Here is a 19,532-nt window from a genome sequence, read left to right as displayed (position 1 = left end):
ACCGCGTAGCCGAGCGCGCCGACCAGCGGCGCGCCCGCGGCCGCCGCGAGCCAGATGTCGACGCGATAGCTTTCAAGCAGCGACTGGCGATCGGTCGCCGTGCGCGCGAGCGCCACCTGGGTCGCGTCGCCGGACGGCAGCGTGGCGCGTGCGTACACGCAACGCGACGTGCCGATGCCGGGCGGTGAACAGGTGAACGGCACGCTGACTCGACTGGCCGGATGCGGCGCGGCGATCACCGACGCCAGCGTGTTGCCGGCTTCGTCGGAATGTTCGACGAGAGGCCGGTTCTGCGCGTCGTAGATGCCGAGATAGACGCCCGGATGCGACAGCAGCACTTCATGAAACACGGCCGGATCGGCACGCAGCGCGGCGATCGACCCGCTCGCGTGCGCAAGCTGCAGGAACTGGTTGAGCTTGCCGGAGATCTCGATGTCGTCGCGCCGCGTCAGCTCGGCGGACAGCGAGCGATACAGGTATGCGCCGGTCAGCGCGAACACGAGCGCGGCGACGACGGCGAACGCGAGCGTCAGGCGCCGCAGCAGCGAATACGAGGCCGGGCTCGCGGTCACGAGCGATCCTCGAGCACGTAGCCCATTCCGCGGATCGTGTGAATCAGCTTCGTCTCATAGGCGTTGTCGATCTTCGCGCGCAGGCGCTTGATCGCCGCATCGACGACGTTCGTATCGCTGTCGAAATTCATGTCCCAGATCTGCGACGTGATGAAGGTGCGCGTCAGCACTTCGCCCTCGCGTTCGGCGAGCAGCTGCAGCAGCGCGAATTCCTGCGCGGTCAGGTCGATACGGGTGTCGGCGCGCCGCACGCGGCGGCGGATCAGGTCGACTTCGAGATCGGCGACATGCAGGATGTCGCGCGCGTTGCGCGGCGCGCGCCGCAGCAGCGAGCGGATGCGCGCGAGGAACTCGGCATACGCGAACGGCTTGAGCAGGTAATCGTCGGCGCCCAGTTCGAGCCCGGCGACCTTGTCCTCGATCGCCTCGCGTGCCGTGAGCAGCAGCACGGGCGTCTGCTTCTGCACGCGCAGCCGCCGGAGCACCTCGAAGCCATCCATCTCAGGCAGCATCACATCGAGCACGACGAGGTCGAAATCCTCGTGCAGCGCGAGGAACAGCCCGTCCTTGCCGTTTTCCGCGACGTCGACCGTGTAGCTCGCCTCCATCAGCCCTTTCCGGAGGTACGACGCCATCTTGGGTTCGTCTTCGACTATCAATATCCGCATGGTGAGGCAGGCTGTCCGTGAGTCATCCGTGATTCCAGCCGGTCAGTGTAACGCGTGAGCTTACGGCGCCGCGCGTGCGCGAAGGATGACCGCCGGATGACGGAATTGTCATGAAACCGCGGTCATGTTTCGGCCATGTCGTCGTCACCGCGGCGGCGATAAGCTGCGGCCGTCTTGTCCCCGGAGCGCGCCGTCGCGGCGCCGCACCGGCCCATCCGGTCGTTGCCTGCCTGATTCCGCATCCATGTCGTACTGGCGCAAATTCGTCCTCGTCGTGCTGCTGGCGCTGAGCCTGCCGATCCAGTCGTTCGCGACCGTGTCGATGGCATGTGCGGGCGCGGGTGCGGTCGTTGCCATGCCGCACGCGGAAGGCGGGGCACGCACCGTCGACTCAGCCGCGCTGGGTGAACAGCATCAGCACGAGCACGACGACCATGCGCGACATGCACAGCCGTGCTCAGCGTGCGGATCGTGCTGCCTCGGCACCGGCATGGCGGATCCTCCCGCAATGTCCGTTGCGTCGGGTATCGGCATCGCGATCGTCTCGTTCGCGCCGACGCCGGTCGTCGTGTCGTTCCTGACTGGCGGCATCGACAGGCCACCGCGCCAGTTTCTCGTCTAGACCCTGCCCGCGGCCCCGACCGGCCGCGCTCTGCAATCCGCTCCGGCGGCGGTATCCATGCCGCCGGACGACTCACGACGAGACCCATTCATGCGATTGATTACTGCGGCGCTGCTTGGCGCGGCGGCCCTCGTGCCGTCGCTCGCGCCTGCTCAAACACCGCTGCCCGATCCGGCGGACGCCGCCGCGGCGGTGCCGGATGTCACCGTGACGTCCGCATTCGACGGCTACCGGCCGTATCGGGACGACGAAGGCCCCGGCTGGAAACAACTGAACCGGGACGTGATGGAGCGGCCCGCGAAAGGACGTACGACTGGCGGTGTGGCCGGAAACGGCGCCGCGCATTCGAAGCACGAAGGAGCTGCGCAATGACGATGCTTGCGATATCGCCGAGGATCGGCGCGGCTGCGGCCGTGCTGGCCTTCCTCGCGGGCTGCACGACGTTTTCGAAGGATGGCGGGTTCGACGCGGTGTCGTCCGCCGCGTCGGAACGCATCGGCAAAGACGCGGTCGTGGTCAAGACCGACGCCGACCGCGAAGCCGTAGACAAGCGCACGAAGGAGCTGCTTGGCAAGCCGCTGTCGATGGACGATGCGGTGCAGGTCGCGCTGCTGAACAACCGTGGCCTGCAGGCGTCATACGCGGAACTGGGGCTGTCGGAGGCCGATCTCGTCCAGGCCGGCCGGTTGCCGAATCCGCGCTTCGCGTTCAGCCGCACCCGCGCCGGCGACGGCGAGCTGACGCTCGGCCGCACGTTCTCGGCGAACGTGTTCGCGCTGCTGACGATGCCGCTCGCGACGAACATCGAACGCCGCCGCTTCGAGCAAACGAAGCTCGAAACGGCCGACGCGATGCTGAAGGTGGCAGCCGACGCGCGCCGCGCGTACGTCGAGGCCGTCGCTGCCGAGCAGGCCGCGAACTATGCGCAACAGGTGCGCGATGCCGGGAGCGCGGCCGCCGAACTCGCACAGCGCATGCGGCAGGCCGGCAACTTCAGCCGCCTCGACTACGCACGCGAACAGGCGTTCCATGCCGATGCGGTCGCACAGCACGCGAAGGCGCGCCAGCAGGCCGTGGCCGCACGCGAGAAGCTCACGCGCGCGATGGGGCTGTGGGGCGAACGCACGCAGTACGCGCTGCCCGAACGCTTGCCCGACGTGCCGAAAGCGCGGCCGAACCTGCCCGATCTCGAACGCTTCGCGATGAGCAACCGCTTCGACATCCAGGCCGCGAAGCTGCAGACGCAAGGTGTCGCGTCGTCGCTTGGCCTGAGCAAGGCCACGCGCTTCGTCAATGCGGTCGAGCTCGGCTACGTGAACAACTACGAGACCGGCAAGGGCCATGAGCACGGCTACGAGATCAGCGTCGAGATTCCGCTGTTCGACTGGGGCGGCGCGAAGGTCGCGCGGGCCGAGGCCGTCTACATGCAATCGGCGAACCGGCTCGCGAAGACGGCCATCGACGCGCGCTCCGAAGTGCGCGAATCGTATGCGGCATACGTGACGAGCTACGACGTCGCGACCCACTATCGCGATGAAGTCGTGCCGCTGCGCAAGACGATCTCCGACGAGCTGCTGCTGCGCTACAACGGGATGCTCGCGAGCGTGTTCGAGCTGCTGGTCGATGCGCGCGAACAGGTCGGCGCGGTCAACGGTTACATCGATGCGCTGAAGGACTACTGGCTCGCCGAAACCGATCTGCAGATGGCGGTCGGGGGCCGGTTGCCGTCCGCGGGTGCCGTGCCACGCCCGACGCAATCCGCGCAACCCGAAGCCACTCCAAACGCCGACGCTGCGCCGCAGCCGGCTTCCACTCCCGCGGCGCCACCGGCGCCCGCGACGCAAACGCATCCGGAAGGTCATTGACATGGTGTCCCGTCGACAATTTCTCAGCGGCTCGGGCGCCGCGCTGCTGGGCGCCGCGATGGTCAGCAAGGCCGGCGCCGCGTCGCTGCCCGAAGCGCCCACGATGGCGAAAACCGGCACGCAGCCGCCGCTCGTGCCGCCGAACGGCCGCCCGTACACGCCCGTCGCGACGCTGAACGGCTGGACGCTGCCGTGGCGGATGAAGAGCGGCTGGAAGGAATTCCACCTGACGGCCGAGCCCGTCGTGCGCGAGATGGCGCCCGGCATGAACGCGAACCTGTGGGGCTACAACGGCCAGTCGCCGGGCCCGACGATCGAGGCCGTCGAAGGCGACAAGGTGCGCATCTTCGTGACCAACCGGCTGCCCGAGCACACGACGATCCACTGGCACGGGCTGCGGCTGCCGAACGGGATGGACGGCGTCGGAGGCCTCACGCAGCCGCATATCCCGCCCGGCAAGACCTTCGTCTACGAGTTCCAGCTCGAATCGCACGGCACGTTCATGTATCACCCGCACGCCGACGAGATGGTGCAGATGGCGATGGGAATGATGGGCATGTTCATCGTGCACCCGAAGGATCGCGGCACGATGCCGGTCGATCGCGACTTCGTGTTCCTGCTCGCCGCGTACGACATCGATCCGGGCAGCTACACGCCACGCGTGAACGAAATGACCGACTTCAACATGTGGACGTTCAACTCGCGCGTGTTCCCGGGCATCGATCCGCTGCCGGTGCGCGCGGGCGACCGCGTGCGGATTCGTTTCGGCAACCTGACGATGACGAACCATCCGATCCACCTGCACGGCTACAGCTTCGAAGTCGCGGGCACCGACGGCGGCTGGATTCCGCCGGCCGCGCGCTGGCCGGAAGTGACGGCCGATGTCGCGGTGGGCCAGATGCGCGCGATCGAGTTCACCGCCGATCGTCCGGGCGACTGGGCGTTCCATTGCCACAAGTCGCATCACACGATGAATGCGATGGGCCACCAGGTGCCGAACCTGATCGGCGTGCCGCAGAAGGATCTCGCGAAGCGCATCGGCAAGCTCGTGCCCGACTACATGGCGATGGGCAGCACGGGCGGCGCGATGGGCGGCATGGAGATGCCGCTGCCCGACAACACGCTGCCGATGATGACGGGCACGGGCCCGTTCGGGCCGCTGGAGATGGGCGGCATGTTCACGGTCTGCAAGGTGCGGCAGGGGCTCGGCCGCAACGACTATCGCGATCCGGGCTGGTTCCGGCATCCGAAGGGCACCGTCGCGTACGAGTACACCGGCGAATTGCCGGAAGGCTGAGCAGCAGCATGCGGCGGCCGCGCGTAGGCGGCCGCCGGTTTCATTTCATTTAATCGGGAGTCGACAGGATGAAGAAGGGACTGGTTTCGATGGCAATGGGGTGTGCGCTGGCGTTTTCCGCCGCGTCGTACGCGGCCGGCGACATGGCCGGCATGGACATGAGCGGCGGCGCGAAGCAGGAAGCCGCGGCGAAACAGGGTATGTCGCACGGCGAAATCCGCAAGGTCGATACGGCCGCCGGCAAGCTGACGATCAAGCACGGCCCGCTGGAAAACCTCGGGATGGACGCGATGACGATGGTGTTCAAGGTGAAGGATCCGGCGATGCTGTCGCAGGTGAAGGCGGGCGACAGGATCGACTTCGTCGCGGCAGACGTGGACGGCGCGTTGACCGTCGTCGAGCTGAAGAAGCCGTGACGCGGAGCGTGAACATGAAGATCACGAACCTCACGCGGCTGGCCGCGATCGTCGCGACCGGTGCGATCGTCGCGGCCGCACCGGTCGCGGCATCCGCGCACGGCAAGCTGGAAAGCGCCGCACCGGCGACGGGCAGCACGGTCGACACGGCGCCCGACACGTTGCGGCTCACCTTCAACGAAGACCTCGAACCGGCGTTCAGCTCGGTGAAGGTGTCGGACGCGAACGGCAACGCCGTCACGCAGGACAAGGCGAAGGTCGATGCGGCAAACCCGCGCGTGATGACCGTCGCGATGCCGAAGCTCGCGCCCGGCGCGTACACGGTGCAGTGGGTGGCGATGACGGCCGACGCGCATCGCACGAAGGGCACCTATACGTTCAGGGTGAAGGGGTGAACGACGGCCTCGTCGGTCTCCTGCGGCTCGTGTCGGTGGCGATCCAGAACGCCGGGTTCGCCGTCGTCGTCGGCGCGCTGCTCGGCAGCCACTGGCTCGCGCGCGGCGCGTCGGTGTGGCGGCACGGTATCGGGCGGCGGCTCGTCGCGACGCTGCGTATCGCGTCCGTCGTATCGCTGGTCGCGAGCATCACCGCGTTCTGGGCGCACTGCGCGCTGATGAGCGAGGTGTCGTTGCTCGAAGCGGGGCCGTCCGTGCGCGCGATGCTCGCGGGCACCGGGTTCGGTCATGCGTGGCTGGCCGGTGCGGTGTTCATGCTGATCGTCGTGGTGCTGTCGTTCGTCAGGCGCTCGAACGATACGCGCCTGCCGTTCGCGATATGGGCCGCGCTCGCCTGCGTCGCGCTCGCACGCAGCAATGGCGGACATCCGGTGGACGCCGGGCTGTTCAGCGTGCCGGTGTGGATCGACTGGCTGCATCTGCTGGCGATCAGCGCGTGGGTCGGGCTCGTGCTCGTCACGGCATTCGGCGTGATGCCGAGGCTTGCCGCGATGCCCGCGAGCGAGCGCACGACCGGCGCATCGTTCGTGCAGTCGCTTTCCGATGCATCGACCTACGCATTGATCGTGCTGTTCGCGACCGGCGCGTACAACGGCTGGCGCGGCGTCGATACGCCCGCCAACCTGTTCGCGTCGACGTACGGGCAGATCCTGCTGCTGAAGCTCGCGCTCGTGCTGATCGCGGCGGCGCTCGGCGGACACAACCGCTTCTTCGGGATGCCGACGTTGCTGGCCGCGCTGAAGGATCCGGCTGCCTCGATGCCGGCCAGTGCGTTGAAACGGTTCGGCACAGTATTGCGGATTGAGGCAGCGGTGCTCGGCGGCGTACTGATGGTCGCGGCCGTGCTCGTGTCGAGCGCGTTGCCGGGCACGGTGTAGCGCGACGGCGCTGCGGCGCCGTGGTGGAGAAGGCACGCGGGGCGGTCGTCACGGGCACGGTGGATTTTTGTCAGACGATTTCCCCGCTTTTTCAGGCGTAAATGCGCGCTCGATGGCGATCGCGGCGTGATAACGACAATTACATCTACCTGTCTCTCAATTACCAAAAACTGTCATTGAGCGCCGCTAAGCTTTCGCCACCCTCACAACCGGGATTCCCCGTCATGCGCTCGACAATCCGCCTCATCAGCCCGCTATTGCTGCTCCCGACGCTCGCCGCGCCGGTTTTCGCCGCCACCGCCGCGCCCGTCAGCCCGAACTGCGGCGGCAGCACGACGCCGATCGCCGATATCCAGGGGCCGGGCGCGCCGTCGCCGCTCGCCGGCCAGAACGTGTCGATCGAAGCCGTCGTCACCGCCGATTTCGGCGGCACGGACGGCTTCGGCGGCTTCTTCGTCCAGCAGGCCGACGCGCAGCGCCGCAACCAGCCGGGCGTGTCCGAAGGGCTGTTCGTCTACGCGCCGAAGGTGCGTGCGAAAGCGGGCGACCTCGTGCACGTGACGGGCAAGGTCGAGGAGAAGTACGGCCAGACGCAGCTCACGCAGTCGGGTGCGATCGCGGTGTGCGCGAACGGGCAGACGGTCACGCCCGCGACGCTCACGCTGCCGGTCGACAGCCCGAGCGCGTTCGCCGCGTATGAAGGGATGCTGGTGCGCCTGCCGCAGACGCTGAACGTCACCGACAACTACGAACTCGGCCGCTACGGCAGCGTGATGCTCAGCAACGGCCGCCTGCGCACGCCGACGAGCGTCGTGCCGCCCGCGCAGGCGCAGACGCAGATCGATGCGAACGCACGCAACCGCCTGGTCCTCGACGACGGCTCGAACAAGCAGAACCCCGCCACGGTGCCGTACCCGGCGCCGGGCCTGTCGGCCGCGAACACGCTGCGCGCGGGCTACACGGTGCGCGACATCGAAGGCGTGCTCGAAGTGCGTTATGGCGCATGGCGCGTGCAGCCGCTGCCGGGCGCGGCCGTGCCGGCATTCGAAGCGCGCACGAACCCGCGCACCAACGCACCGGCGCGCGATCCGAAATCGAACCTGCGCGTCGCGTCGTTCAACGTCCTGAACTACTTCAACGGCAACGGTCTCGGCGGCGGCTTCGACGATCCGAACAACCGCGGCGCGAAGAACTTCCAGGAATTCCAGCGCCAGGAAGCGAAGATCGTCAGTGCGCTGAAGGCGATCGACGCCGACGTGATCGGCCTGATGGAAATCCAGAACAACGGCTACGGTGAGCTGAGCGCGGTGCGCCAGCTCGCGGCGAAGCTCGGCAACAACTGGCGCGTCGTCGATCCGGGCGTGTCGCGCCTCGGCGGCGATGCGATCACGGTCGCGATGATCTACGACAGCCGCAAGGTCGAGCCGGTCGGCCGCGCGGCCACGCTCGCGATCGACGACAAGAACCGCCAGCCGCTCGCGCAGTCGTTCCGGCTGATCGGCGGCAACAAGCAGTCGCTGACGGTCGCGGTCAACCACCTGAAGTCGAAGAACTGCCCGGACGCGACGAACGACGATCTCGACCAGGGCGACGGCCAGGGCTGCTGGAACCCGACGCGCACGCGCGCGGCCGCGAAGGTGGCCGACTGGCTCGCCGGCAACCCGACGGGCGTCGCAGGCCAGGGCGTGCTGCTGATCGGCGACTTCAACAGCTACACGTACGAAGACCCGATCCGCACGCTCGAAACGCGCGGTTACCGCAACCTCGTCGCGCGCTGGATCGGCGCGAATGCGTACAGCTACGTGTACAACGGCGAAGCCGGCTATCTCGATCACGCGCTCGCGACGCTGCCGCTCGCATCGCACGTGAAGGCCGTGCACGAATGGCACATCAACGCGGACGAACCGCTCGCGCTGCAGTACACGCTCGCGTACAAATCGGCCGAGCAGCAGAAGACGTTCTACGCGCCGGATGCGTATCGCTCGTCGGATCACGATCCGGTGCTGGTCGATATCGCGCTGCCGGGTGGCGGGAAGTGATGGCGGATTGAACGCGGATTGAACGCGTGTGAGGCGCGGCGTGCGGCGAGGCTGCACGCCGCGCTTCATTTCCACCGCACAAGTCGTGCTGGATCATGGGTAAATAATTCCGCTGAAATTTTCAAGAATTAGAGAAATCGGTATTTTGTGGGCAGCGTGATGCGGATAAGCGCATCGATTGAAGAATGGTTGAAGTGATTTGAATCGTTGAGTGGTGGTCCATGCGCGCCGTCGCGCTGAATTAATCGGTCAAAGATAATTAAAATGAAAGAATAATTCCGGCGATCTGAAGGCTTTCGGCGCGTGACATCAACACCAGTAAAGGATTGCTGGTTGTGCGATAAAAGCGGCGAATTCGGCGAATTATTGCCGATAGCGCGTGCAATGCACGAATAATCCCGTTTTCTTTCAATTGCCAAACACTGTCCGCCGTTAGCATCATTGCAGGATTTTTAATATCCGAATGATCTTTGACAACGCGGCGCAGCACCGCCTATTTTTGTGTTGTCGTAAATTTTTGTCATATAAAAGTTGTTCAAACTGCAGGGGGCGTCCGAGCACCATTCTCGCCAGCAGTTTGCTGTGTCTGTATCAAGTTCAGTCTCTTAGAAGTCCAATCCCCAACCGCCGACTGCCGACCGTGCAACGCGAGTGGCGGGTCGGTCTGCGCGTTTCGCAGGCGTTGGCGGCCTTTGTGAAGCGGTATCCGAATCAAAGGACAGAGATGAAACCAGACAGGAGCTGTACCGGCAGCCGCCGTGGCCGTCACGGCCGGTTGGCCGGGCTAGGTGCATTGACCGTCATGACTCTGGCGCTCGCGGCGTGCGGCGGAGACGATTCGTCGTCCGTCGGCGCATCGAGCCTCGCGCAGGCTACCGCCAGCCAGCAGGCCAGCGCGCAACAAGCAGCCGGCCAGACGCCGGCCAACCAGCCTTACGTCGACCAGGTCGCGTATTCGATGAACGCGACCGACGGCCTCGCGCCCGCGCAGGTGTCCGAGAAAGCGGCCGTCATGCATTACCAGTGGAAAAACGGCGGTACGACCGTCAACTACACGACGACCACGGGCCACCTGACCGCGCAGGACGCGAACGGCAATGCGGAAGCGTCGATGTCGTATGTCGCGTACACCGCGCCGAGCACGAACGGCAAGCCGCGCCCCGTCACGTTCGTCTATAACGGCGGCCCTGGCTCGTCGTCGATCTGGCTGCGGCTCGGCTCGTTCGCGCCGACCCGCGTGGCCACGCCCGATCCGCTGTTCGGCAGCAACTGGCCGAACTATCCGCTCGTCGACAACGCGGAAAGCCTGATCGACACCACCGACCTCGTGTTCATCGACCCGCCCGGCACCGGGCTGTCGGAAGCCGTGTCACCGAACACCAACCAGAAGTACTGGGGCTCGGATGCGGACGTGAACATCATGCGCGACTTCATCCAGCGCTACCTGAACGTCAACAGCCGCAGCACGTCGCCGATCTACCTGTACGGCGAATCGTACGGCACGCCGCGTACCGACATGCTCGCGCTGGCGCTCGAATCGGCCGGCGTGCACCTGACGGGCATCGTGCTGCAGTCGGCGATCCTGAACTACTTCGCGGATGCGGTGGAAGCCGTGGCGATCACGCAGTCGACGGAGGGGCTGCTGCTCGAAACCGATACCGTGGCCGGCTACCTGCCGGGCTATGCGGCGGTCGCCGCGTACTTCAACCAGGTTTCGCCGGCACCGGTGAACCCCGGTCTGTACGCACTGCAGACGGAACTGTTCACGACGCTGATCTACAACCAGCTGCAGAAGTACTCGCAGTCGTGGGTGTTGAGCCAGCTCGGCATTCCGGATGCGCTCGGCACGCCGGTGTTCCCGAGCGATGCGACGCTCAAGCTGTGGTCGATCCCGTCGAGCCTCACGCAACAGGCGCTGCGCGGCTACTTCAACGCGAATCCGTTCGGCACGAGCCTGCTGCCCGGCACGACGATCGGCCGGTATGACGGACGCGTGTCGTTGCCGAACTCCGATCCGCGGCTGCAGAACGACGGCGACCCGTCCGACATCCTGAATTCGCAGCCGTTCACGAACGCGCTCGCGACGCAGATGCCGGATTACCTCGGCTACACCGCACCGAACGCGACGTACCTGCCGCTGAACGACAACATCATCGGCGTCTGGGACTTCACGCACGACGGCCAGCCGATGCCCGACACGATCCCCGATCTGCTCGGTGCGCTGCAGCTCAACCCGAAGCTTCGCGTGCTCGCGGAGAACGGCTTCCACGATCTCGCGACGCCGTTCTTCAACACCGAGAAGCAACTCGCGCGGCTTCAGACGGTGAAGGGCCTGAATCCGAAGCTGCAGGTGAACTTCTTCCAGGGCGGCCACATGACCTACCTGGACGACGTCGCCCGTCCGCAGATGAAGCGGGACCTGAAGACGTTCTACAAGGGCGCGCGGATTCCGACGGCGCTGACGCTGCACATGCTGCCGCCGCCGTGGCCGGATGAAAACCCGCCGAGCGTACCGACCGGCAGCGTCCCGGGCGCAACGGCCGCGACGACGCTGGCGGCGGCCCCTTGAGCGACCCTGAGCGACGGACTCCTTGCCAAAGGAACCCTCTATTCATCCATTGAATGCGAGTGATCATGTCCCTAATCAATTTGATGCGGCGTATGTCTCCGTTGGTCGTCGTCGGTGCCGTGATGAGCAGTGCCTACGCGTTGCCGCCGCAGGCGGTGGCGCCGGTGAAGCTGCCGCACGGCGGGCACGGTGTCGACGGTCCGTTCTTTCCTGCCACGAAAGCGGCGCCGGTGTTGCCGTCGACCGGCACGACGCTGCAGCAGCAGGCGCAGCAGCGCGTCGACGCGCGGCTCGGCGCCAATACGGTGCTGAGCAATGGCGCGGCCGTGACGAAGGCGCAGGCGCAGAGCAGCGGTCTCGGCTTCGTGTCGAAGCACTTCGACGAGATCGATGCGAAGCACACCGGCCGCGTGACGATGAGCGATGTGCGGCAGTTCATCCAGCAGCGGCAGGTGCAGGCGCAGCAGGAGCAGCAGGACGAGTGACGTAGCAGGCAGGGCGGCGGCCGGTGCGGCAATCCTTCGCACTGGCCGCCGCACGGTGAGCGACAGGGTGAACGACCGGCGCTAGATGGCCTGGCGCGCGTAGCGCTTCGCGGTGGCCGACGGCAGTTCGCCGAACATCGCACGATAGTCCTGCGCAAAACTGCTCAGGTGCCAGAAGCCCCATTTGGTGGCGGCGGACGTCACCGAGTCGCCGAGCCGAAGCTCGCGGCGCACGTGATTCAGCCGCACGGCCCGCAGGTAGGCGATCGGGTTCAGGTTCAACGTATCCTGGAACGCGTACTGCGCAGTGCGCCGGCTAACGCCGAGCTGTACGCACAGTTCGGCGATCGACAGCGGGCAGGTTGAGGCATCCTGCAGCCGCTCCCGCACCGCATTGACCAGCGACCAGTATTTCGTCGGGCGCACGATCTGCGCACCGGCGTCCGGCGTGGCGGCCGTCATCACTTCCGAGATCGCGTACAGCACGGTGCGCTCGAGCAGTTCGATCCTGTCCTGCGTCGACACGTCGTCGATGCGCGTGGTTTTTGCCGCGGCGGCCAGCGTCTGGCGCAGCAGGTCGCGCAGATGGTCGGCCATACCGGTCGCCATCGGGATCACCGGCGCATGGGTTTGCGCCCGCAACGACGCGGCAACCGCGCGCAGCGCCTGCGTCGACAGTTTCTCGGGTTCGATTTCGACATTCACGAGCAGATGCCGGTCGGGCGAGTAGAACTCGAATGCCGGCTGGCTCGAAAACACGTGCAGGCTGTCGCGCCCGCTCTTCTCGCCGCACAGGCGAGCGTGGCCTTCCAGTTCCAGCGGCACGGCCACGGCAATTCGCTCCGACGGCACCGCACCTTGCTGCAGGATGATCTTGTCGAGATCCTCGACCAGCAGCTTGATGCCGCCCAGCGACATGATCGACGACGAGCCGTGAAACCGCCCGCCCGAGATCTGCGTGTAGTTCATGTTCCAGCCGTCGAACGAGCGCGCCTGTTCCTCTACGTCGGTGAACGCGCAGAACGCGACCGTTCGTGCGAACAGCGGGTCGCCGGAGAAATCGCTCGGGTGGGCAGGCGGCGTCATCGAGGGCGGGAAGGGGCGGGCCGGATCGATTCATTGTAGCCGCTCGCCGCGCCGGTCAAAAAGCGTCGGCCGGGCGTCGCCTCGTCAAAACCCTAACTTGCCGAAATCCGATAGTGGAAAACCTTTCGGCACCCTATCGTTGGCATCAATACGACGCTGGAGAGACGGTGATGGAACTTCCCCGTGGCGGATTCTGGAGAAACTGGGTCGGCAATCAGTCGTGCGTGGCCGCGCACCTGGCGTCGCCGGCGAGCGAGGCCGAGATCGCGGAGCTGGTGCACACCGCGACGCGGCAGGGCAAGCATGTGCGGTGCGCGGGCTCGGGGCACTCGTTCACGCCCGTCGTGGCCACCAGCGGCCTGCTGCTGTCGCTGCAGGATTACCAGGGCATCGTGGATGTCGACGAAGCGCGCAAGCGCGTGACCGTGAAGGCCGGCACCAAGATCAATACAGTGACGCAGCACTTGAAGGAACTCGGCCTGTCGCTCGTCAACCAGGGCGACATCGATTCGCAGGCGATCGCCGGCGCGTTGGCCACCGGCACGCACGGCACGGGAACGACGCTGAGCAACCTGTCGTCGCAGGTCGTCGGGATGCGCATCGTGCGTCCGGATGGCTCGATCATGAAAGTGAGCGACCGGCAGGACCTCGACCTGCTGCATGCGACGCAGGTGAACATCGGGATGTTCGGCGTGGTGTCGGAGATCACGCTGCAAGTAACCGATGCGTTCTGGCTGCACGACCGCGTGTGGCGCGAGGACTTCGACGCGCTGATGGAGCAATACGACGACCTGGCGGCGAAGCATCGGCATTTCGGTTTCTTCTGGTGCCCGACGTCCGCCAGCCGCGATCTCTACTGCCTGCCCGACACCACGAAGGTGTCGAATTCGAAGAAGGACTACGACGTGTGCGAAATCAAGGTGATGGATGTCACCGACGCACGCACGTTCCATGAAGGCGAGCACGAGAAGATCGCCTACAGCTCCGAGGTGTACGCTATCCACTACGTGCCGAATTTCCACGAGCTCGAGTACGCGGTGCCCGCGCAACACGGCAAGGAGGCGCTGCGCCGGGTGCGCGATCTCATCCTCACGAAACACCGCGACTGCATTTTCCCGGTCGAGTACCGCTTCACGAAGGGCGATCCGGCGTGGATCAGCCCGTTCAACCACCAGGACAGCGTCACCATTTCATGCTCGGGCGGCCCGAACGGCGTCGACTACTGGCCGTTCCTGAAGGACGTCGACACGATTCTGCGCGACTACGGCTCGCGTCCTCACTGGGGCAAGCTGCATTTCACGAACCGCGACGACGTGGATCGCTGGTTCCCCAAGGCCGAAGCGTTCCGCGCGCTGCGCCGCAGCGTGGACCCCGAAGGCTACTTCCTCAACGATCACCTGCGGACGCTGTTCAGTTGAGCAGACCGAACGAACCAGACTGGAGAACGAAGCATGAATGTCAAGATTGACGGCCGCCTGGCCGGCAAGGTCGCCATCGTGAGCGGCGGCGCGGGCGGCTGCGGCGGCGCAGCGTCCGAACTGTTCGCCGCACAGGGCGCGAAGGTCGCGATCATCGACCGCGATGGCGACGCCGCCGAAACGCTCGCATCCCGGCTGCGCGACGCGGGCCTGCAGGCGATCGGCCTCGGCGCCGACGTGTCGAAACAGGCGGAGGTCCGGCAGGCCGTGAGCGCCGCGCGGGAGCAGTACGGCAACGCGGACATCCTGTTCAATCATGCCGGCACGCTGATCGTCAAACCGTTCCTCGACATCGAGGAGTCGGAATGGGACTGGCTGATGGGCGTGAACGTGAAGAGCATGTTCCTGATGACGCAAGCGGTCCTGCCGCAGATGCTGGAGAAGGGGCGTGGCAGCATCGTCTGCACGTCGTCGATTTCCGCGGTGTGCGCGACGCCGGGCGAGGTGCTGTATGACGCGACCAAGGGCGCGTGCCACATGTTCGCGCGGGCGATTGCGGTCGAGTATCGCGATCGCGGCATTCGTTGCAACGCACTCGCGCCGGGGTTCATCCGCACGCCGCACGGGATGCGCGAACTCAGGGACTTGCAGGCGATGGGTGTCGACGCGACCGAGGCGGCGATCGCGGTTCAGCAAGGCAGGTTGTGCGAGCCGTCCGAAGTCGCGGCCGCCGCGCTGTTCCTCGCTTCCGACGAGTCGAGTTTCGTCAACGGGACCCATCTGTTCGTGGATAACTGCTTCTCCGCCGTCTGATTACCGGCTTTCGCAAGAAGCTGAAGGGCAGGCGCCAAGCCTGCCAGGTCGGCCCGTTCCGTCGAAGGTGTCGCAGCGATGCGACCCTTCGATTTTTTTTGCGTGCACGTCGCGCGGTGTGTCCTAGCGGATTGTCGCAATCCTTCTATCTGAACAGGGGCGTGTCTGATGGAATGCGAAGGCCGAAACACCATGCAGCCGGCAATCCGCGGTCAGTCATTCACTTTCAACTGGTCAATCATCATGTTCAATCGCACCACCAGCACCGTTGCCAACGTCGATCCGGAACTTTTTGCCGCGATCGAGCAGGAAAACCGCCGCCAGGAAGATCACATCGAGCTGATCGCGTCGGAAAACTACACGAGCCCGGCCGTGATGGCCGCACAGGGCTCGCAACTCACGAACAAGTACGCGGAAGGTTATCCGGGCAAGCGCTACTACGGCGGCTGCGAATACGTTGATGTGGTCGAGCAGCTGGCGATCGACCGCGTGAAGCAGCTGTTCGGCGCGGAAGCAGCGAACGTGCAGCCGAACTCGGGTTCGCAGGCGAACCAGGGCGTGTTCTTCGCGATGCTCAAGCCGGGTGACACGATCATGGGCATGAGCCTCGCGCACGGCGGCCACCTGACGCACGGCTCGCCGGTGAACATGTCGGGCAAGTGGTTCAACGTGGTGAGCTACGGCCTGAACGAAAACGAAGACATCGACTACGAAGCCGCCGAGAAGCTCGCGCAGGAACACAAGCCGAAGCTGATCGTCGCGGGCGCATCGGCATTCTCGCTGAAGATCGATTTCGAACGCCTGGCGAAGATCGCGAAGTCGGTCGGCGCGTACCTGATGGTCGACATGGCCCACTACGCAGGCCTGATCGCAGCGGGCGTGTACCCGAACCCGGTGCCGCACGCGGACTTCGTGACGACGACGACGCACAAGAGCCTGCGCGGCCCGCGCGGCGGCGTGATCCTGATGAAGGCGGAGTACGAGAAGCCGATCAACTCGGCGATCTTCCCGGGGATCCAGGGCGGCCCGCTGATGCACGTGATCGCGGGGAAGGCGGTGGCGTTCAAGGAAGCGCTGTCGCCGGAGTTCAAGGCGTACCAGGAGAAGGTGGTCGAGAACGCACGCGTGCTGGCTGAAACGCTGGTGAAGCGTGGGCTGCGGATCGTGTCGGGCCGTACGGAAAGCCACGTGATGCTGGTGGACCTGCGCGCGAAGAACATCACCGGCAAGGCAGCGGAAGCGGCACTGGGCGCGGCGCACATCACGGTGAACAAGAACGCGATCCCGAACGATCCGGAAAAGCCGTTCGTGACGAGCGGTATTCGCCTGGGCTCGCCGGCAATGACGACACGTGGCTTCGGCGTGAAGGAAGCTGAGATCGTCGGCAACCTGATCGCCGATGTGCTGGAAGCACCGGAAGATGCGGCGACGCTCGAGCGCGTACGCGGGCAGGTTGCCGAACTGACGAAGCGTTTCCCCGTCTACGGCTGATGCCCGCAAGATTCAACCGCGGCAACGCGGTTGAATCTCGTCGTTGCGTTTAGACATGAAAAAAACCGACTCGCGGCATCAAGCCAGCGAGTCGGTTTTTTTTCAGCCTGCTTCGAAGACGCTTCAGACAGTCGGATCGACGTTCGCCTCGAGTTCGCGGATGCGGTCGAGATTGCGCGTGTCCTTCAGCACCGGCGGCCCCGCGAACGTGTTACGCACGCCGAAGCCGTACCAGATCACCATCAACACCACGACGAAAGCGACGAGCACGTACAGTACCTTCTCGTTCGGCGGCTGGATGCCGACATACGCGAGCACACAGGCGCCGACCAGCGCGAGCAACGCACACGGCTTCGACCAGATCCCCAGTTGAAACGGGCCCTTGTCGGTCCACGAGCGGCCTTCGGCCAGCATCCCGGAGCCGATCGGCATCGCATACGAGATGAACAGGAACACCGCGCTGCCGGCGCTCAGCACCGAGAACGCGTCGCCGTACAGCGTGACGACGATCGCGAGCACCGCACACGTCCAGATCGCGGGGCCGGGTGTGCGGTGCGTCGGGTTCACGCTGCGCAGCAGCTTCGACGCCGGCAGCCCGCCGTCGCGTGCGAATGCATACACCATCCGCGACGTCGACATGATCGCGGCGAGCCCGCACACGTAGTTGATGAAGAACATCGCGAGCTCGAGGGTGACGCGCAACGCCTTCGGAATCGGCGCGAGGATGGCTTCGAAAAAGCCGGTGCCCTGCTTCATGCTGGCGGTCAGGTCGGGCATCACCAGCACGAACGCGCACACCATCACGTAGCCGAACACCGCGGACCAGAACACCGACCCGATGATGCCGCGCGGCACGTTCCTGGCCGCGTCGTGTGTCTCTTCCGACGTGTGCGCGGAAGCGTCGAAGCCGGTGATGGTGTAGGTCACGAGCAGCAGGCCGGACAGGAACGCGAGCGGCGTGGCCTGCTTCGGCCATGCCCCGCCATCGACGCCGGTGAAGTTGGTGAACGTCACCAGCCGATGCGCATCGAACGCGACCGGCGAGTAGTAGAGCAGCGACACCACCAGCGCGATCGTCACCACGAAGATGAGGTAGCCCGACAGGTCGGTGATCTTGCTCGCGATCCTGATGCCGCGGGCATTCAGGATCGCCTGCGAGATCGTGATGAACGCGATGAATGCAGTTTGATGCCACCACGTCAGGCTGTCCGGACTGACACCGAACATCGGCGCGATCAGCGTCTTGAAGAACGGATCGTAGGTGCCGAAATTGATCGCGGCGATCACGAAGATCAGGCCGATCAGGTTGATCCACGCCGTCATCCACCCCCATTTCTTCCCGCCGAGGATCGCGCCCCAGTGATAGAGGCCGCCGGCCGTCGGGAATGCGGATGCGATTTGCGACATCGACACCGCGACGATCAGCGCGAACAGCGAGCCCAGTGGCCAACCGAGGCCGACCGACGCGCCGCCGGTGGCGGAAAAGGCGAGTTGAAACGCGGTAATGCCGCCCGACAGGATGCAGATCACCGAAAACGAAACCGCGAAGTTCGAGAAACCGCTCATACGTCTCGACAGTTCCTGCGCATAGCCCATCTTGTGCAGCAGGCTTACGTCACTGTCGGTGCCTGAATCAGGCTGGAGTTTTGCATCCATGGTCGCTCCGTCACGAATGTCCTGCGTGGCAGGACCGTCATCGCCGCCCGGGCCAAGCATTTGGCCCGCTCCTGGGATTCGTCGGCGGCTCGCGATGCCGTGGTCGAGCGGCAATCGCTTTCCAGTCCGATGCGTGAACGGTATGAAATCAAATCTCCCGGCTCTATCAGATTTCGGCAACGTAGTGAAAATCCGGAGGGATGCACCGGAAGGGGGCAGGGGGTGGCATCACGGGGTAATCCGGTGCGATACCGGATGCGGGCGCTCGCCCCACGGTGCCGAGGGGCGAGCGTCGGGGCCGTCAGGCGCGCAGGTTCAGGCGTTGTCGGCCGCGAATAGCGCTTCCCAGCCGAGGAACGCGCCAATCGGAATGATGTCCCAGTCGATCAGCCCGGCCTTGGCCAGCGGAAACTCGCGCAGGGCTTCGCGGGCGCTTTCGATCGAATCGCACTCCGCAATGATCGCGACGCCGGGGCGATCCTGCCGGAAATAGATATCGCGGACGATCCCGCGCTTGAGCAGTTTCCAGCCGTAGCGCACTTCGTCGAGCAGGTGCGGCTGATAAGCGTCCGGGCTGGCGCCGGGCAGCGGGATGTCGAGGCACAGCAGTTTCATGGCGATCTCCTGGCGAACGGTGTGCCGCTTACGCGCTGGCCACGAACCGCGATGCCAGTTCGGCGACACGCTGCCCGAGATATGCGGCGGTGTCGAGGTCGCTCGCGATCGGCGACAGGTCCGGCGACACGTCGTCGGACTGCGCCATCGCGCCGAGCCAGCCGCCGATCCGGTTGCGTTCGTTCACCGACTTGCCGGGGAACAGGTCGAGCCCGACCCAGATCATCCCGTGCTGCGCCGCGAACAGCGTCATCGTCATCAGCGCGTGCAGCTTGTCGCCGTGCTGCGCGCCGGAGTTGGTGAAGCCGGCCGCGACCTTGTTGCGCCAGGTTTGCGGAATCCAGGCGGGCCGGGTCGAATCCTCCATGAACTGCTTGAGCCGCGCGCTGACCGAGCCGTTGTACGTCGGCGAACCGAAGATGATCGCGTCGCTGGCGGCCAGCGCGTCCCACGGCATCGCGCCGTCGGCGACCGCGACGAGCCGCACTTCCGCGCCCGGCACGCGGCGAACGCCTTCCGCGACGGCTCGCGCCTGCCGCTCGGTATGGCCGTGGCCGCTGTCGAAAACGATGGTGGCAAGCATGGGA

19 protein-coding genes and 1 pseudogene are annotated in these 19,532 nt (G+C 65.5%); 13 read left to right on the top strand and 7 right to left on the bottom strand.

Annotated elements, in window-relative coordinates; genetic code table 11:
- A pseudogene (locus G3O06_RS13805) lies at positions 1 to 572 on the bottom strand (two-component sensor histidine kinase); the annotation flags it as partial.
- The gene (locus G3O06_RS13800) at positions 569 to 1,240 is read right to left on the bottom strand and encodes a heavy metal response regulator transcription factor (protein WP_205816360.1); all 672 of its coding nucleotides are present in this window, start codon (positions 1,238 to 1,240) and stop codon (positions 569 to 571) included. The gene G3O06_RS13800 and the pseudogene G3O06_RS13805, both read right to left, overlap by 4 nt.
- A gap of 244 nt (positions 1,241 to 1,484) precedes the next feature.
- Between G3O06_RS13800 and G3O06_RS13795 the strand changes: the two genes are divergently transcribed.
- The 8 genes from G3O06_RS13795 (at position 1,485) to G3O06_RS13760 (ending at position 8,812) form a co-directional block, all read left to right on the top strand.
- The gene (locus tag G3O06_RS13795; protein ID WP_205816359.1) at positions 1,485 to 1,862 is read left to right on the top strand and encodes a hypothetical protein; all 378 of its coding nucleotides are present in this window, start codon (positions 1,485 to 1,487) and stop codon (positions 1,860 to 1,862) included.
- Positions 1,863 to 1,952: 90 nt separating this feature from the next.
- A complete protein-coding gene (locus G3O06_RS13790) occupies positions 1,953 to 2,234 on the top strand; it encodes a hypothetical protein (RefSeq protein ID WP_205816358.1) in 282 nt (93 codons plus the stop codon).
- Positions 2,231 to 3,727 carry a TolC family protein gene (locus tag G3O06_RS13785; RefSeq protein ID WP_205816357.1) on the top strand — a complete coding sequence of 499 codons (1,497 nt, stop codon included), beginning with the start codon at positions 2,231 to 2,233 and terminating at the stop codon, positions 3,725 to 3,727. The genes G3O06_RS13790 and G3O06_RS13785 overlap by 4 nt, the downstream gene beginning before the upstream one ends.
- 1 nt (position 3,728) lies before the next feature.
- Complete coding sequence (locus tag G3O06_RS13780) at positions 3,729 to 5,024, top strand: copper oxidase (protein ID WP_205816356.1); 1,296 nt, start codon at positions 3,729 to 3,731, stop codon at positions 5,022 to 5,024.
- A 68-nt stretch (positions 5,025 to 5,092) separates the two neighbouring features.
- Positions 5,093 to 5,440 (top strand): copper-binding protein, encoded by a 348-nt coding sequence (locus tag G3O06_RS13775; protein WP_205816355.1) that lies wholly within the window; start codon positions 5,093 to 5,095, stop codon positions 5,438 to 5,440.
- Between the two features lie 14 nt (positions 5,441 to 5,454).
- On the top strand, positions 5,455 to 5,835 hold the full coding sequence (gene copC / locus G3O06_RS13770) for a copper homeostasis periplasmic binding protein CopC (RefSeq protein ID WP_205816354.1): 381 nt from the start codon (positions 5,455 to 5,457) through the stop codon (positions 5,833 to 5,835).
- Positions 5,832 to 6,773 carry a CopD family protein gene (locus G3O06_RS13765; protein WP_205816353.1) on the top strand — a complete coding sequence of 314 codons (942 nt, stop codon included), beginning with the start codon at positions 5,832 to 5,834 and terminating at the stop codon, positions 6,771 to 6,773. Before copC ends, G3O06_RS13765 begins: the two co-directional genes overlap by 4 nt.
- 224 nt (positions 6,774 to 6,997) lie before the next feature.
- The gene (locus G3O06_RS13760; protein WP_205816352.1) at positions 6,998 to 8,812 is read left to right on the top strand and encodes an ExeM/NucH family extracellular endonuclease; all 1,815 of its coding nucleotides are present in this window, start codon (positions 6,998 to 7,000) and stop codon (positions 8,810 to 8,812) included.
- Between the two features lie 259 nt (positions 8,813 to 9,071).
- On the opposite strand, the gene G3O06_RS13755 is transcribed toward G3O06_RS13760, so the two are convergent.
- Positions 9,072 to 9,302 carry a hypothetical protein gene (locus G3O06_RS13755; RefSeq protein ID WP_241019912.1) on the bottom strand — a complete coding sequence of 77 codons (231 nt, stop codon included), beginning with the start codon at positions 9,300 to 9,302 and terminating at the stop codon, positions 9,072 to 9,074.
- 234 nt (positions 9,303 to 9,536) lie between these two features.
- On the opposite strand from G3O06_RS13755, the gene G3O06_RS13750 reads away from it, so the two are divergent.
- Both G3O06_RS13750 and G3O06_RS13745 read left to right on the top strand, forming a co-directional pair.
- Positions 9,537 to 11,381: a peptidase S10 gene (locus G3O06_RS13750; RefSeq protein ID WP_205816351.1), complete on the top strand. Its 1,845-nt coding sequence runs from the start codon at positions 9,537 to 9,539 to the stop codon at positions 11,379 to 11,381.
- Between the two features lie 53 nt (positions 11,382 to 11,434).
- Positions 11,435 to 11,866, top strand: a complete 432-nt coding sequence (locus G3O06_RS13745) for a 2-oxoglutarate dehydrogenase (RefSeq protein WP_205816350.1) — start codon at positions 11,435 to 11,437, stop codon at positions 11,864 to 11,866.
- An 81-nt stretch (positions 11,867 to 11,947) separates the two neighbouring features.
- Here the strand turns inward: G3O06_RS13745 and G3O06_RS13740 are convergent, their stop codons facing one another.
- The gene (locus tag G3O06_RS13740; RefSeq protein WP_205816349.1) at positions 11,948 to 12,952 is read right to left on the bottom strand and encodes a helix-turn-helix domain-containing protein; all 1,005 of its coding nucleotides are present in this window, start codon (positions 12,950 to 12,952) and stop codon (positions 11,948 to 11,950) included.
- Between the two features lie 170 nt (positions 12,953 to 13,122).
- On the opposite strand from G3O06_RS13740, the gene G3O06_RS13735 reads away from it, so the two are divergent.
- The 3 genes from G3O06_RS13735 (at position 13,123) to glyA (ending at position 16,674) form a co-directional block, all read left to right on the top strand.
- Positions 13,123 to 14,370 (top strand): D-arabinono-1,4-lactone oxidase, encoded by a 1,248-nt coding sequence (locus G3O06_RS13735; RefSeq protein ID WP_205816348.1) that lies wholly within the window; start codon positions 13,123 to 13,125, stop codon positions 14,368 to 14,370.
- A gap of 33 nt (positions 14,371 to 14,403) precedes the next feature.
- The gene (locus G3O06_RS13730; RefSeq protein WP_175000611.1) at positions 14,404 to 15,183 is read left to right on the top strand and encodes an SDR family oxidoreductase; all 780 of its coding nucleotides are present in this window, start codon (positions 14,404 to 14,406) and stop codon (positions 15,181 to 15,183) included.
- 243 nt (positions 15,184 to 15,426) lie between these two features.
- Complete coding sequence (gene glyA / locus G3O06_RS13725) at positions 15,427 to 16,674, top strand: serine hydroxymethyltransferase (RefSeq protein WP_046549531.1); 1,248 nt, start codon at positions 15,427 to 15,429, stop codon at positions 16,672 to 16,674.
- A 123-nt stretch (positions 16,675 to 16,797) separates the two neighbouring features.
- Here the strand turns inward: glyA and G3O06_RS13720 are convergent, their stop codons facing one another.
- The 3 genes from G3O06_RS13720 to G3O06_RS13710 form a co-directional block, all read right to left on the bottom strand.
- Positions 16,798 to 18,330: an amino acid permease gene (locus G3O06_RS13720; protein ID WP_174970420.1), complete on the bottom strand. Its 1,533-nt coding sequence runs from the start codon at positions 18,328 to 18,330 to the stop codon at positions 16,798 to 16,800.
- Between the two features lie 315 nt (positions 18,331 to 18,645).
- Positions 18,646 to 18,945 carry a superoxide dismutase gene (locus tag G3O06_RS13715; protein WP_205816347.1) on the bottom strand — a complete coding sequence of 100 codons (300 nt, stop codon included), beginning with the start codon at positions 18,943 to 18,945 and terminating at the stop codon, positions 18,646 to 18,648.
- A gap of 28 nt (positions 18,946 to 18,973) precedes the next feature.
- Positions 18,974 to 19,528: a flavodoxin family protein gene (locus tag G3O06_RS13710; protein WP_205816346.1), complete on the bottom strand. Its 555-nt coding sequence runs from the start codon at positions 19,526 to 19,528 to the stop codon at positions 18,974 to 18,976.
- Positions 19,529 to 19,532 lie beyond the last annotated feature (4 nt).

Origin of the sequence: Burkholderia sp. Ac-20345 (assembly GCF_017104825.1) — a bacterium.
GTDB lineage: Bacteria > Pseudomonadota > Gammaproteobacteria > Burkholderiales > Burkholderiaceae > Burkholderia > Burkholderia lata_B.
The sequence above is the reverse complement of the archived record's forward strand: the minus strand, read 5'-3'. Positions and strand labels throughout refer to the sequence as shown.

Excerpts from the sequence above, each read along its gene's own strand:
- G3O06_RS13800 (WP_205816360.1), bottom strand. The coding sequence starts at position 1,240 with ATGCGGATATTGATAGTCGAAGACGAACCCAAGATGGCGTCGTACCTC.
- G3O06_RS13795 (WP_205816359.1), top strand. The coding sequence starts at position 1,485 with ATGTCGTACTGGCGCAAATTCGTCCTCGTCGTGCTGCTGGCGCTGAGC.
- G3O06_RS13790 (WP_205816358.1), top strand. The coding sequence starts at position 1,953 with ATGCGATTGATTACTGCGGCGCTGCTTGGCGCGGCGGCCCTCGTGCCG.
- G3O06_RS13785 (WP_205816357.1), top strand. The coding sequence starts at position 2,231 with ATGACGATGCTTGCGATATCGCCGAGGATCGGCGCGGCTGCGGCCGTG.
- G3O06_RS13780 (WP_205816356.1), top strand. The coding sequence starts at position 3,729 with ATGGTGTCCCGTCGACAATTTCTCAGCGGCTCGGGCGCCGCGCTGCTG.
- G3O06_RS13775 (WP_205816355.1), top strand. The coding sequence starts at position 5,093 with ATGAAGAAGGGACTGGTTTCGATGGCAATGGGGTGTGCGCTGGCGTTT.
- copC (WP_205816354.1), top strand. The coding sequence starts at position 5,455 with ATGAAGATCACGAACCTCACGCGGCTGGCCGCGATCGTCGCGACCGGT.
- G3O06_RS13760 (WP_205816352.1), top strand. The coding sequence starts at position 6,998 with ATGCGCTCGACAATCCGCCTCATCAGCCCGCTATTGCTGCTCCCGACG.
- G3O06_RS13750 (WP_205816351.1), top strand. The coding sequence starts at position 9,537 with ATGAAACCAGACAGGAGCTGTACCGGCAGCCGCCGTGGCCGTCACGGC.
- G3O06_RS13745 (WP_205816350.1), top strand. The coding sequence starts at position 11,435 with ATGCGAGTGATCATGTCCCTAATCAATTTGATGCGGCGTATGTCTCCG.
- G3O06_RS13740 (WP_205816349.1), bottom strand. The coding sequence starts at position 12,952 with ATGACGCCGCCTGCCCACCCGAGCGATTTCTCCGGCGACCCGCTGTTC.
- G3O06_RS13735 (WP_205816348.1), top strand. The coding sequence starts at position 13,123 with ATGGAACTTCCCCGTGGCGGATTCTGGAGAAACTGGGTCGGCAATCAG.
- G3O06_RS13730 (WP_175000611.1), top strand. The coding sequence starts at position 14,404 with ATGAATGTCAAGATTGACGGCCGCCTGGCCGGCAAGGTCGCCATCGTG.
- glyA (WP_046549531.1), top strand. The coding sequence starts at position 15,427 with ATGTTCAATCGCACCACCAGCACCGTTGCCAACGTCGATCCGGAACTT.
- G3O06_RS13720 (WP_174970420.1), bottom strand. The coding sequence starts at position 18,330 with ATGGATGCAAAACTCCAGCCTGATTCAGGCACCGACAGTGACGTAAGC.
- G3O06_RS13715 (WP_205816347.1), bottom strand. The coding sequence starts at position 18,945 with ATGAAACTGCTGTGCCTCGACATCCCGCTGCCCGGCGCCAGCCCGGAC.
- G3O06_RS13710 (WP_205816346.1), bottom strand. The coding sequence starts at position 19,528 with ATGCTTGCCACCATCGTTTTCGACAGCGGCCACGGCCATACCGAGCGG.